The 13,373-nt window shown below is 47.5% G+C and carries 7 protein-coding genes and 2 rRNA genes; 3 read left to right on the top strand and 6 right to left on the bottom strand.

Going from position 1 to position 13,373, the window contains the following annotated elements; translation table 11 throughout:
* Positions 1-5: 5 nt before the first annotated feature.
* From VER99_RS13570 to zntR, 4 genes are all read right to left on the bottom strand, one after another.
* Positions 6-2,895 (bottom strand): 23S ribosomal RNA (locus VER99_RS13570).
* A 280-nt stretch (positions 2,896-3,175) separates the two neighbouring features.
* Positions 3,176-4,728, bottom strand: a 16S ribosomal RNA gene (locus VER99_RS13575).
* The 16S and 23S rRNA genes sit together here, the layout of an rRNA operon.
* A 675-nt stretch (positions 4,729-5,403) precedes the next feature.
* Positions 5,404-6,930 (bottom strand): lysine decarboxylation/transport transcriptional activator CadC, encoded by a 1,527-nt coding sequence (gene cadC / locus VER99_RS13580; RefSeq protein WP_020334697.1) that lies wholly within the window; start codon positions 6,928-6,930, stop codon positions 5,404-5,406.
* A gap of 154 nt (positions 6,931-7,084) precedes the next feature.
* Positions 7,085-7,483 carry a Zn(2+)-responsive transcriptional regulator gene (gene zntR / locus VER99_RS13585; RefSeq protein WP_014233270.1) on the bottom strand — a complete coding sequence of 133 codons (399 nt, stop codon included), beginning with the start codon at positions 7,481-7,483 and terminating at the stop codon, positions 7,085-7,087.
* Positions 7,484-7,748: 265 nt separating this feature from the next.
* On the opposite strand from zntR, the gene purH reads away from it, so the two are divergent.
* On the top strand, positions 7,749-9,341 hold the full coding sequence (gene purH, locus VER99_RS13590; protein ID WP_020334699.1) for a bifunctional phosphoribosylaminoimidazolecarboxamide formyltransferase/IMP cyclohydrolase: 1,593 nt from the start codon (positions 7,749-7,751) through the stop codon (positions 9,339-9,341).
* A 218-nt stretch (positions 9,342-9,559) separates the two neighbouring features.
* The gene (gene purD, locus VER99_RS13595) at positions 9,560-10,849 is read left to right on the top strand and encodes a phosphoribosylamine--glycine ligase (protein ID WP_014233273.1); all 1,290 of its coding nucleotides are present in this window, start codon (positions 9,560-9,562) and stop codon (positions 10,847-10,849) included.
* Between the two features lie 69 nt (positions 10,850-10,918).
* Here purD and VER99_RS13600 read toward each other — a convergent pair whose 3' ends face one another.
* Positions 10,919-11,617, bottom strand: a complete 699-nt coding sequence (locus VER99_RS13600) for a DUF1481 domain-containing protein (RefSeq protein ID WP_020334700.1) — start codon at positions 11,615-11,617, stop codon at positions 10,919-10,921.
* A gap of 39 nt (positions 11,618-11,656) precedes the next feature.
* On the bottom strand, positions 11,657-11,929 hold the full coding sequence (hupA, locus tag VER99_RS13605) for a nucleoid-associated protein HU-alpha (RefSeq protein ID WP_005433627.1): 273 nt from the start codon (positions 11,927-11,929) through the stop codon (positions 11,657-11,659).
* Positions 11,930-12,182: 253 nt separating this feature from the next.
* Between hupA and VER99_RS13610 the strand changes: the two genes are divergently transcribed.
* The gene (locus tag VER99_RS13610; RefSeq protein ID WP_020334701.1) at positions 12,183-13,310 is read left to right on the top strand and encodes a CNNM domain-containing protein; all 1,128 of its coding nucleotides are present in this window, start codon (positions 12,183-12,185) and stop codon (positions 13,308-13,310) included.
* Positions 13,311-13,373 lie beyond the last annotated feature (63 nt).

Below are 13,373 nucleotides of genomic sequence, written 5' to 3' on the forward strand. Positions count from 1 at the left end.
GTTGTATGGTTAAGCCTCACGGGCAATTAGTACAGGTTAGCTCAACGCCTCACAACGCTTACACACCCTGCCTATCAACGTCGTAGTCTACGACAACCCTTTAGGATACTTAAAGTATCAGGGAGAACTCATCTCAAGGCTCGCTTCCCGCTTAGATGCTTTCAGCGGTTATCGATCCCGAACTTAGCTACCGGGCAATGCGTCTGGCGACACAACCCGAACACCAGAGGTTCGTCCACTCCGGTCCTCTCGTACTAGGAGCAGCCCCTTTCAATTCTCCAACGCCCACGGCAGATAGGGACCGAACTGTCTCACGACGTTCTAAACCCAGCTCGCGTACCACTTTAAATGGCGAACAGCCATACCCTTGGGACCGACTTCAGCCCCAGGATGTGATGAGCCGACATCGAGGTGCCAAACACCGCCGTCGATATGAACTCTTGGGCGGTATCAGCCTGTTATCCCCGGAGTACCTTTTATCCGTTGAGCGATGGCCCTTCCATTCAGAACCACCGGATCACTATGACCTGCTTTCGCACCTGCTCGAATTGTCATTCTCGCAGTCAAGCGGGCTTATGCCATTGCACTAACCTCACGATGTCCAACCGTGATTAGCCCACCTTCGTGCTCCTCCGTTACGCTTTGGGAGGAGACCGCCCCAGTCAAACTACCCACCAGGCACTGTCCGCAACCCCGATAAGGGGTCGACGTTAGAACATCAACACTACAAGGGTGGTATTTCAAGGACGGCTCCACGAATACTGGCGTACTCGTTTCAAAGCCTCCCACCTATCCTACACATGTAGGGTCAATGTTCAGTGCCAAGCTGTAGTAAAGGTTCACGGGGTCTTTCCGTCTAGCCGCGGGTACACTGCATCTTCACAGCGATTTCAATTTCACTGAGTCTCGGGTGGAGACAGCGTGGCCATCATTACGCCATTCGTGCAGGTCGGAACTTACCCGACAAGGAATTTCGCTACCTTAGGACCGTTATAGTTACGGCCGCCGTTTACCGGGGCTTCGATCAAGAGCTTCGACCGAAGTCTAACCCCATCAATTAACCTTCCGGCACCGGGCAGGCGTCACACCGTATACGTCATCTTACGATTTTGCACAGTGCTGTGTTTTTAATAAACAGTTGCAGCCACCTGGTATCTGCGACTCTCAATAGCTCCATCCGCAAGGGACTTCACCGTCGAGAGCGTACCTTCTCCCGAAGTTACGGTACCATTTTGCCTAGTTCCTTCACCCGAGTTCTCTCAAGCGCCTTGGTATTCTCTACCCGACCACCTGTGTCGGTTTGGGGTACGATTCCTTACAATCTGAAGCTTAGAGGCTTTTCCTGGAAGCATGGCATCAATGACTTCACACCCGTAGGTGCTCGACATCGTGTCTCAGCCTTAGAGAGAGCCGGATTTACCTAACTCTCAAGCCTACGCACTTGAACCTGGACAACCGTCGCCAGGCCCACCTAGCCTTCTCCGTCCCCCCATCGCAATTGTAAGAAGTACGGGAATATTAACCCGTTTCCCATCGACTACGCCTTTCGGCCTCGCCTTAGGGGTCGACTTACCCTGCCCCGATTAACGTTGGACAGGAACCCTTGGTCTTCCGGCGAGGAGGTTTTTCACCCCCTTTATCGTTACTCATGTCAGCATTCGCACTTCTGATACGTCCAGCATGCGTTACCACACACCTTCAACCGCTTACAGAACGCTCCCCTACCCAATACTCAAAGAGTATTGCCGCAGCTTCGGTTTACTACTTAGCCCCGTTACATCTTCCGCGCAGGCCGACTCGACCAGTGAGCTATTACGCTTTCTTTAAATGATGGCTGCTTCTAAGCCAACATCCTGGCTGTCTGAGCCTTCCCACATCGTTTCCCACTTAGTAGTAATTTGGGACCTTAGCTGGCGGTCTGGGTTGTTTCCCTCTCCACGACGGACGTTAGCACCCGCCGTGTGTCTCCCGGATAGTACTTACTGGTATTCGGAGTTTGCAAAGGGTTGGTAAGTCGGGATGACCCCCTAGCCTTAACAGTGCTCTACCCCCAGTAGTATTCGTCCGAGGCGCTACCTAAATAGCTTTCGGGGAGAACCAGCTATCTCCAGGTTTGATTGGCCTTTCACCCCTAGCCACAAGTCATCCGCTAATTTTTCAACATTAGTCGGTTCGGTCCTCCAGTTGATGTTACTCAACCTTCAACCTGCCCATGGCTAGATCACCTGGTTTCGGGTCTATATCCAGAGACTGAACGCCCAGTTAAGACTCGGTTTCCCTACGGCTCCCCTAGATGGTTAACCTTGCCACTGAATATAAGTCGCTGACCCATTATACAAAAGGTACGCAGTCACAGGACAAAGCCTGCTCCTACTGCTTGTACGTACACGGTTTCAGGTTCTATTTCACTCCCCTCACAGGGGTTCTTTTCGCCTTTCCCTCACGGTACTGGTTCACTATCGGTCAGTCAGTAGTATTTAGCCTTGGAGGATGGTCCCCCCATATTCAGACAGGATATCACGTGTCCCGCCCTACTCGATTTCACTGAATATGCGTCGTCAGTTACGGGGCTATCACCCTGTATCGCCAAGCTTTCCAGCTTGTTCACCTAACGCTTATAAAGCTTAAGGGCTAGTCCAATTTCGCTCGCCGCTACTTTCGGAATCTCGGTTGATTTCTTTTCCTCGGGGTACTTAGATGTTTCAGTTCCCCCGGTTCGCCTCCTGCTGCTATGTATTCACAACAGGATACTTACTTATGTAAGTGGGTTTCCCCATTCGGAAATCCCAGACTCAAGTGGCTTTTACTGCCTAATCTGGGCTTATCGCAAGTTAATACGTCCTTCATCGCCTCTGACTGCCAAGGCATCCACCGTGTACGCTTAGTCACTTAACCATACAACCCGAAGGAGTTTCGAATTGAAGTTAAACAACCAAAGTTGCTGTCTCATTATTTAAATGAGCGAGACAGCTTTCGATTTTGCCGGACTCAAATTCCAAGAACACTTGAATGTGTTTTTAGTTGTATTCAAATACATGAATACTTTGAGAACTTTACAAATAATCTTAAAGATTATTTTGTCAGCTTTCCAAATTGTTAAAGAGCTATGTTAGCTACAAGCTTTCGCTTGTGAACTATCAATCTGTGTGGACACTCATCGTGAGTAATCATCGTATAAGGAGGTGATCCAGCGCCAGGTTCCCCTAGCGCTACCTTGTTACGACTTCACCCCAGTCATGAACCACAAAGTGGTAAGCGTCCCCCCGAAGGTTAAACTACCTACTTCTTTTGCAGCCCACTCCCATGGTGTGACGGGCGGTGTGTACAAGGCCCGGGAACGTATTCACCGTGGCATTCTGATCCACGATTACTAGCGATTCCGACTTCATGGAGTCGAGTTGCAGACTCCAATCCGGACTACGACGCACTTTTTGGGATTCGCTCACTTTCGCAAGTTGGCCGCCCTCTGTATGCGCCATTGTAGCACGTGTGTAGCCCTACTCGTAAGGGCCATGATGACTTGACGTCGTCCCCACCTTCCTCCGGTTTATCACCGGCAGTCTCCCTGGAGTTCCCGACATTACTCGCTGGCAAACAAGGATAAGGGTTGCGCTCGTTGCGGGACTTAACCCAACATTTCACAACACGAGCTGACGACAGCCATGCAGCACCTGTCTCAGAGTTCCCGAAGGCACCAATTCATCTCTGAAAAGTTCTCTGGATGTCAAGAGTAGGTAAGGTTCTTCGCGTTGCATCGAATTAAACCACATGCTCCACCGCTTGTGCGGGCCCCCGTCAATTCATTTGAGTTTTAATCTTGCGACCGTACTCCCCAGGCGGTCTACTTAACGCGTTAGCTCCGAAAGCCACGGCTCAAGGCCACAACCTCCAAGTAGACATCGTTTACGGCGTGGACTACCAGGGTATCTAATCCTGTTTGCTCCCCACGCTTTCGCATCTGAGTGTCAGTATCTGTCCAGGGGGCCGCCTTCGCCACCGGTATTCCTTCAGATCTCTACGCATTTCACCGCTACACCTGAAATTCTACCCCCCTCTACAGTACTCTAGTCTGCCAGTTTCAAATGCTATTCCGAGGTTGAGCCCCGGGCTTTCACATCTGACTTAACAAACCACCTGCATGCGCTTTACGCCCAGTAATTCCGATTAACGCTCGCACCCTCCGTATTACCGCGGCTGCTGGCACGGAGTTAGCCGGTGCTTCTTCTGTCGCTAACGTCAAATAATGCAGCTATTAACTACACTACCTTCCTCACGACTGAAAGTGCTTTACAACCCGAAGGCCTTCTTCACACACGCGGCATGGCTGCATCAGGCTTGCGCCCATTGTGCAATATTCCCCACTGCTGCCTCCCGTAGGAGTCTGGACCGTGTCTCAGTTCCAGTGTGGCTGATCATCCTCTCAGACCAGCTAGGGATCGTCGCCTTGGTGAGCCCTTACCTCACCAACTAGCTAATCCCACCTAGGCATATCCTGACGCGAGAGGCCCGAAGGTCCCCCTCTTTGGCCCGTAGGCATCATGCGGTATTAGCCATCGTTTCCAATGGTTATCCCCCACATCAGGGCAATTTCCTAGGCATTACTCACCCGTCCGCCGCTCGACGCCGTTAACGTCCCCCGAAGGTTCAGTTAACTCGTTTCCGCTCGACTTGCATGTGTTAGGCCTGCCGCCAGCGTTCAATCTGAGCCATGATCAAACTCTTCAATTTAAGATTTTGTTCGGCTCAATGAATACTGAACATTACATAAAGTAATGTTTGAATTGACTGTGCTGAATCCGAAGATTCAATGGTCACTTCGTATCATTGAAACCTAATTTGAAACCGAAGTTTCTAATTGGATTATCATCAACGAGTGCCCACACAGATTGATAGGTTCTTATTTTTAAAGAGCTTTTCTAACTTACCCAGCAACTCAGTTGCTCGTCGTTAGGGGTGCGTATCTTACTCCGCACCGTGAGAGAGTCAAGCATTTTTTCAAATTTCTTTTTTCTCTCATTTCCGACTCGCTGTGTGACTTTCGTCTCACTCCGTGTCGGTGGATGCGCAGTATAGGGAGTTAAGAAATTAGCACAAGCGTTTTTTGCAAAAAAACTTTCAACCGAACAAACAACAAACACTTTGCGCAAATAAAGAACGATTCGGCCTATTTTTCTTGGATAAATCGGATCTTTTCTACTGATCGAGGTCATCCCTTGTTAGAAAAAGCGCCAACTTTTTCCTTTTCACTTATGCTTCTATCACCGATTTTTTCGATATCACCGTAAACTTTTGCCATTTAGTGTTAATCACGATGACTACACGGCATACCTTCTGTAGAAATTAGGGATACAAAAAGCCCCTCACCAATAGTGAAGGGCTTATATAGTTATCAGCATTCGTTTATTAAATATCACTCACTTTGAGCGAAATGGCTTGATGCTTGGTGTCATCCACCTTCACGTCACTTTTAAACACTAGCGACTTACACAATACGTACGTCTTTAATGAACTATCTATATAGAGGGCTTGGCGATAGAACTTGCTCGCTGACTTTATATCTTGCTCCAACTCCGCATGTTTAGCGCGAATAACATTGGAAAGCACAGAGTCACGTAACTGAAGAGCTTGTGCTAGATATTGCTTTGCCTTCGCTAAATCACCAGCAACTGTTTCATGTAAAGCGAGCGCTTCATAAATACGAGGCTGAATTTGACCAATAGCCATTTTTGCACCTACTTCCAATGCATCATGGAGAGCTTGGGTCTGTCTCTTTTTCTGAGCTTGTTCAGGGTGCAGTGCTTTTTGTACATAGTAGGCAATCAGCAACTCAGCTTGGACATAAGCATTGTGTGGTTCAATGTCTAAAACGTTTTCCATGAGCTCAATACCATGCTGATACTGATTAGCAGCCGAAATGTTTAAATAATGATGCGCTTGAATAAACAGTTTTAGTGCCTTGGGCGTCATGGGAAGCCCAGCCACCAGCATCGTTGATTTCAGTTTGGCGTCGGGCACACTCAGTATTGTCATCATCCCCAGCGACGCTTGCTGTAAAACCGTCTTTAAATCACGATCCGCCAAAGTATATAAACGACGAAATAACGCTTTATCAGAGAAACTGGTCCGATACTCGATTTCTAATAAGCGGGCTACATCGCTTTGCCTTATCTTCACCACCACAGATTTGCCCGGTTCCGCATGGCTATTTAATGAAGAACTCTTCTGCATCACGCGATAGTCACTAACCTGAGCCACATCCGACATTAACTTTTTCGTTATACCGTCAGCTAAGTCATCGCTAATACCTGTATGACTGGCGTTGTTGTGGAGCGTGAATTCAATCAGATGTATGTCGTTGTTTGGGTTATCACTGACTTCTGGTTGCTTGAAGGTAAACGTGACTATCATCGCAACCACAATACCGATCAAAGGAAGGCTAAATAATCCCTTACGCCAATAGCGTCCTTGATGTTTTTGTTTAAACTCCCCACCAACCGCATCTGAGTCAGTGGCAAGTTGTGCTTGAGCGTCGTTTGAGTAACAGCCATCAGCTTCTCCAATAAGAGTAGACAGGTCCTCACGACTAACGCGCATAAACTCTTTTGCCGTTAAGCGTGTGACTTCAGCGACGAGTTTGTACCCTCGCTTGGGTACTGTGATGACATAGCTGGGGTTCTCTTCACGACTATCACGCAATAACTTACGCAGCTCAGAGATAGACTGAGTCACCACTTGGTCGGTGACAGCCGCCCTATCCCAAACCGACTGTATTAACTCTTTGCGTGTGAATACTTGGTTCGCGTTCTTAGCAAAGAAATATAGAAGGTTACTTAATCGTGGCTCGACGGAGGTTTCCCTACCTTTTCGGTAAAGCTTATTTTCACCAACGTCCATCACCCAATCGTTGATTTGAAAATAGACTCCAACCATGTAATTACACTCTCACATCTACCAGGTAAAGCAGCAGAAATGACAGGACACCATCTCTTACCGTAAATAAAGAGGAGGGATTATAGGGTGGAGAGCGGCTGGTTCCTAGTAAACCATCTAATTCAGATGCAATCTGGGCAGAATAAAAAGCCAGCTACTCGAGCGCAGCTAAGATGGAGCAGTGACTCGCATCGTCATCCACATGGCCGCAGCAGGCATCATTAATCTTTTTGAGCGCTCGGCGAATTTTAGTCAGTTCATTAATTTTTTCATCCACCAGCTCTAACTTAGCAGTAGTAATCGCTTTAACCTCGGCGCAGCTGTGCTCTGTCGCTTCTAGTTTTATTTCCAGAAGATCTCTAATCTCACCCAAACTTAAACCAAGCTCTTTGGCTTTGAGGATAAATCGAACCTGCTTTTGATTCTCTTCATTATAGAGTCGATAGCCTGACTCACTTCGTCCCGCTGGCTTAATTAGCCCATTTTTTTCGTAGAATCGTAATGTATCGGCGGTCACACCACAGCGTTTCGCCAGTTCACCTATCTGAAACATAACTGTCCTTATTAACTATCTCGTTACTTTTAAAGCTAAAGATCGACTTTTTTGCAATTATTTTTGAGATGCCAAACGATTGCGCGAGCTTTTTTGTAATAAATTGGTTAGAATACGCGCCATCAAATAGTGGAGACTGTTTTCTGACAGGAAAACGCCTGAAAAGGTCTTTACCAAAACTGGCCAATATTTTACCCCAAGAGGTAAAAACAAGTTCATTTTTGGCAAACATCTTTAACTCCGTGAATTTGAGGAAAATGGAAGCATGAACAACGCTCGTCCTATTCGCCGCGCGCTAATCAGCGTATCAGACAAAACAGGTATTGTTGAGTTTGCACAAGCTCTTGCTGAGCGTGGTGTCGATATCCTATCTACTGGTGGTACAGCTCGCCTACTTGCTGAGCAAGGTATCGCAGTAACAGAAGTCTCTGACTACACTGGTTTCCCAGAAATGATGGACGGTCGCGTAAAAACGCTTCACCCGAAAGTTCACGGTGGCGTATTAGGCCGTCGCGGTCAGGACGATGAAGTGATGGAAAAACACGGCATCAATCCAATCGACATGGTTGTCGTTAACCTATACCCATTCGCAGAAACTGTTGCTAAAGACGGCTGTACTCTAGAAGACGCTGTTGAGAACATCGATATCGGTGGTCCAACAATGGTTCGCTCTGCTGCGAAAAACCACAAAGACGTGACTATCGTTGTAAACGCTTCAGACTACGATCGCGTAATCGCTGAAATGGATGTAAACGACAAGTCTCTGACTCTGGAAACTCGCTTCGACCTTGCTATCGCTGCATTTGAGCACACTGCATCTTACGACGGCATGATCGCAAACTACTTCGGCACTATGGTTCCATCTTACGGTGAGAACAAAGAAGGTGATGAAGAGTCGAAATTCCCTCGCACTTTCAACCAGCAGTTCGAGAAGAAGCAAGATATGCGCTACGGTGAGAACAGCCACCAAGCAGCTGCATTCTATGTTGAAGCGAATCCGGAAGAAGCATCTGTATCTACTGCTCGTCAAATCCAAGGTAAAGCACTTTCTTACAACAACATCGCTGACACTGATGCAGCACTTGAGTGTGTGAAAGAGTTCGACGAGCCAGCATGTGTGATCGTGAAACACGCAAACCCATGTGGTGTAGCACTAGGTAAAGACATCCTAGAAGCGTACAACCGCGCTTACCAAACTGATCCAACATCAGCATTCGGCGGCATCATCGCATTCAACAAAGAACTAGACGCAGAAACTGCTACAGCGATTGTTGAGCGTCAATTCGTTGAAGTCATTATTGCACCTTCAGTATCAGCGGAAGCTATCGAAGTGGTTGCAGCGAAGAAAAACGTTCGCCTGCTTGAGTGCGGTGAGTGGACAACCAAGACAACTGGCTTTGATGTTAAACGCGTTAACGGCGGCCTGCTGGTTCAAGACCGTGACCAAGGCATGGTAAGCCTGGACGACCTTAAAGTAGTGTCTAAGCGTCAGCCAACAGAAGAAGAGCTAAAAGACGCGCTATTCTGCTGGAAAGTAGCGAAATTCGTGAAATCAAACGCGATCGTTTACGCAAAAGGTGACATGACTATCGGCGTGGGCGCTGGCCAAATGAGCCGTGTTTACTCTGCAAAAATCGCTGGTATTAAAGCAGCCGATGAAGGTCTGGAAGTCGCTGGTAGCGTAATGGCATCAGACGCATTCTTCCCATTCCGTGATGGTATTGATGCGGCAGCCGAAGCGGGCATCAAGTGTGTGATTCAGCCAGGTGGCTCTATGCGCGATGACGAAGTTATTGCAGCAGCAGATGAGCACGGTATGGCGATGATCTTCACAGGCATGCGTCACTTCCGTCACTAATCAGAACATGGCTCTAGGGATGACCTAGGGCCATTTTGATCCGTTTAATTCTTCATTAGTGTTGTCGCTTTTGCTTATCAACATTAATTAAAAAATTTTAATTTTAGAGCAAAGTCAGATTGCCTAGCTCAAGGAAAACACGCTGAGCTTATGGCTATAAGTGAGCATGTTTGACGCTGAAATCGGCAATATGACGAAGCTATCAAAGGTAAAATACAATGAATGTATTGATTATCGGCGCAGGCGGTCGTGAACACGCACTAGGTTGGAAAGCCGCTCAAAACCCAAATGTTGAAACGGTATTCGTTGCTCCTGGTAACGCTGGTACTGCTCTTGAGCCTAAATTGAAGAACGTCAACATCGGCGTAGAAGACACGGCAGCACTGGTTGCATTTGCACAAGAACATGCGATTGAGCTAACTATCGTTGGCCCTGAAGCACCACTTGTAATTGGTGTCGTTGATGCGTTTAATGAAGCTGGCCTGCCAATTTTCGGCCCAACTCAGGCTGCTGCTCAGCTTGAAGGTTCAAAAGCGTTCACCAAAGACTTTCTTGCACGCCATAAGATCCCAACGGGTTCTTACGCTAATTTCACCGAGATTGAACCTGCATTGGCTTACGTTCGTGAGCAAGGCGCACCAATCGTTGTGAAAGCTGACGGCCTTGCTGCAGGTAAAGGCGTTATCGTCGCAATGACGCTAGAAGAAGCGGAAGACGCAATCAAAGACATGCTTGCTGGCAACGCTTTTGGTGACGCTGGCAGCCGTGTGGTTATTGAAGAGTTCCTGGATGGCGAAGAAGCAAGCTTCATCGTGATGGTTGATGGTGAGAACGTACTACCAATGGCCACCAGCCAAGACCACAAACGCGTAGGTGACAAAGATACAGGTCCTAACACAGGTGGTATGGGTGCTTACTCTCCAGCACCAGTGGTTACACCAGAAATCCACAATCGCATTATGGAAGAAGTCATTTACCCAACCGTTCGCGGTATGGCAGCAGAAGGTAACCCATACACAGGTTTCCTATACGCTGGCCTAATGATCGATCAAGACGGCACGCCAAAAGTGATCGAATATAACTGTCGATTCGGCGATCCAGAGACTCAACCAATCATGATGCGTATGCAGTCAGATTTAGTTGAACTTTGTCTGGCAGCTGTGGACAAGAAACTTGACCAAGTGGAATCTAAATGGGATCCACGCGCGTCTATCGGTATTGTTCTTGCTGCAGGCGGTTACCCAGCGGCATACAACAAAGGCGATGTGATTTCAGGTTTGCCTCAGACCGAAGTTGAAGGCGAGAAAGTCTTCCATGCTGGTACAGAGAGCAAAGACGGCGATGTCGTAACAAACGGTGGTCGCGTACTGTGTGCTACAGCACTTGGCCATAGCGTTTCAGAAGCTCAGCAACGCGCGTATGAGCTAGCGAAACAGATCAGCTGGGATGGTATGTTCCATCGCAATGATATTGGCTACCGCGCTATCGCACGAGAGCAATCAAAATAAAAACAACATCAGTTGGCTATAAAATAATAAGGCGCTTAATGCGCCTTTTTTTATTCAAAGAAAGGGCGGTTATTCAGCAATGAATTTAGGTCGCTGAACGCAATCAAACTCGTCATCTTTGAGTAAAAGCAGTTCATCAACTATCACTTTATTACGTGACTCTTTACCAATGAAGGCAATGTAACTATCAACGGATGCCAACCGGTCAATGACAAATTTCGGCAACGTTTGATTAAACTCTAATGTCGTGAATTCTTTGCCATCACAAACTTCTAAGGACTCCCCATCCCAGTAACCTTGGATCAGGCTCTGGCCGTTGCGAGAGCGCTCTTTGACAGAGGCAACAACATCGTTAGCTTCAGACTTAAAACGTGCTAACTGGTCACGCTGTAAAGGCAGAACTTTGTTATTAACTCGATATTGCTGATAAACCGCTTCACCATCTTTATTGAATCGGATGTGGATTTGAAAAGGTACCATACCCAGCTTGGCATCAATCTGGTCACCCTTTCGAGTCAACTCCCGTAATTCTCCGGCATCCCAACGATAATCACTTTGGTACCAACCGTAGTCACCCGATGTTACATAGTCTGCTGCTGTACTGACACGGGTAAGTCGTTCCGTCATCCAATACAAACTGCTTGCATCACCTTCGGCTTTACCGCCAGTGAAATGAGTAAATTGTTCGAGATTGGGGGTTTCAACAGATGAACAGCCAACGAGAGAAAGGCTAGCAAGGAGAAGAGAAGTGTATAGCTGTTTTTTCATAAAATTGCACCGAGGCAGGATACCTCGGTGCATTCTAACTTAGTTTACTGATTCTTTCAGTGCTTTACCTGCTACGAATGCAGGAACGTTAGCCGCTGCGATTTGAATCTCATCGCCAGTCTTAGGGTTACGGCCAGTACGCGCTGCACGGTGGTTTACTTTGAATGTACCAAAACCAATTAGTTGAACTTGGTCACCCTCTTTAAGTGCGCCAGTTACACCTTCAAGAGTCGCTTCAAGAGCAGCCTTTGCTTGTGCTTTTGATAGGTCTGCTTTTTCTGCGATAAAGTCGATTAATTGGGTCTTGTTCATTAGGTTTCCCTTCTTATAGGTTATCGAATTCGTCTCACTCTAAAACATAAATGCCCCATCTGGCAAAGGTTTGTAGGTGAACTTTCGATTTTATGACGTACTTTTAGCCATAATATGAGTAATAACTCACAATTTGTTACCACATAGCATCCGAATTCCCTTGCTTTCCAAGGGATTTGGCGCAATTTATATCGCACATACGCGGCTATAATAGCTGCAAACAACTACTATCTAACGACTTTCAAGGGCAACTATGCTGCTGTTATCCATTTATATCTCTATTGCTATCGGCATTTCGTTTATCTGTTCGGTGCTGGAGGCAGTATTACTGAGTATCAGTCCAAGTTACATCGCACAGCTCAACCAACAAGGGCACCCTGCTGCTGAGCAGCTTTCTAAACTTAAATCAGACATCGACCGCCCGTTAGCCTCGATTCTGACTCTTAACACCATCGCACACACGATCGGTGCAGCAACAGCTGGTGCACAAGCTGCCGTGGTATTCGGTAGCGAAGCGCTGGGCATCTTCTCTGCGGTACTGACTTTGGCGATTTTGGTTCTATCTGAAATCGTACCTAAGACAATTGGTGCAACTTACTGGCGCCAGCTCGCTCCAACCACTGCGGTCGCTTTACGCTGGATGGTATGGGCCTTAACACCATTTGTCTGGTTCTCTGAGCAAATCACCAAGCGCCTGGCTCGCAACCACGTAGCGCCTAAGATGCGTGATGAGTTATCCGCGATGGCGATTCTTGCTCGTGAAAGCGGCGAGTTTGCAGAAGGCGAATCAAAAATTCTGAGTAACCTGCTTGGCATTCAAGATGTGCCCGTTACTCAGGTGATGACGCCTCGCCCGGTGGTATTCCGTGTCAACGCGACTAAGACGATTGACCAGTTTTTAGAGAAACACAAAGATACGCCATTCTCTCGACCTTTGATTTATAGCGAGCAGAAAGACAACATCATCGGCTTTGTGCACCGCTTGGAGCTGTTTAAACTGCAACAGTCTGGCAGCGGTCAGAAGAAGCTTGGTGAAGTGATGCGTCCTATTCAGGTAGTTCTGAACAATACAGCGCTACCGAGAGTCTTCGACCAAATGATGACTCACCGCCTGCAATTGGCACTTGTGGTTGACGAGTACGGCACTGTACAAGGCTTGGTAACGCTGGAAGATATCTTCGAGCACCTTGTAGGCGAGGAGATCATCGATGAAGCAGACAAAAGTACAGACATGCAAGAACTGGCGTACCAGCGCTGGGAAAACTGGAAAGAGAAGTACGGCGTAATTGAAAGCCGAGATGATGACGAAGAAGAGACCCCACTGGAGAATCAGGAAACGAAGCCTGAACCAACCGAGGCAACGAAGCCAGACTCCAAGTAGTTTCAATATTTATCGGCATACACAGCAAAAAGGCATCCAGTTGGATGCCTTTTTCATATTCTT

The sequence above is a fragment of the Vibrio natriegens NBRC 15636 = ATCC 14048 = DSM 759 genome (assembly GCF_035621455.1).
GTDB lineage: Bacteria > Pseudomonadota > Gammaproteobacteria > Enterobacterales > Vibrionaceae > Vibrio > Vibrio natriegens.

Bases quoted from the DNA above. Each gene is read 5' to 3' on its own strand.
- cadC (WP_020334697.1), bottom strand. From the start codon at position 6,930: ATGGTTGGAGTCTATTTTCAAATCAACGATTGGGTGATGGACGTTGGT.
- zntR (WP_014233270.1), bottom strand. From the start codon at position 7,483: ATGTTTCAGATAGGTGAACTGGCGAAACGCTGTGGTGTGACCGCCGAT.
- purH (WP_020334699.1), top strand. From the start codon at position 7,749: ATGAACAACGCTCGTCCTATTCGCCGCGCGCTAATCAGCGTATCAGAC.
- purD (WP_014233273.1), top strand. From the start codon at position 9,560: ATGAATGTATTGATTATCGGCGCAGGCGGTCGTGAACACGCACTAGGT.
- VER99_RS13600 (WP_020334700.1), bottom strand. From the start codon at position 11,617: ATGAAAAAACAGCTATACACTTCTCTTCTCCTTGCTAGCCTTTCTCTC.
- hupA (WP_005433627.1), bottom strand. From the start codon at position 11,929: ATGAACAAGACCCAATTAATCGACTTTATCGCAGAAAAAGCAGACCTA.
- VER99_RS13610 (WP_020334701.1), top strand. From the start codon at position 12,183: ATGCTGCTGTTATCCATTTATATCTCTATTGCTATCGGCATTTCGTTT.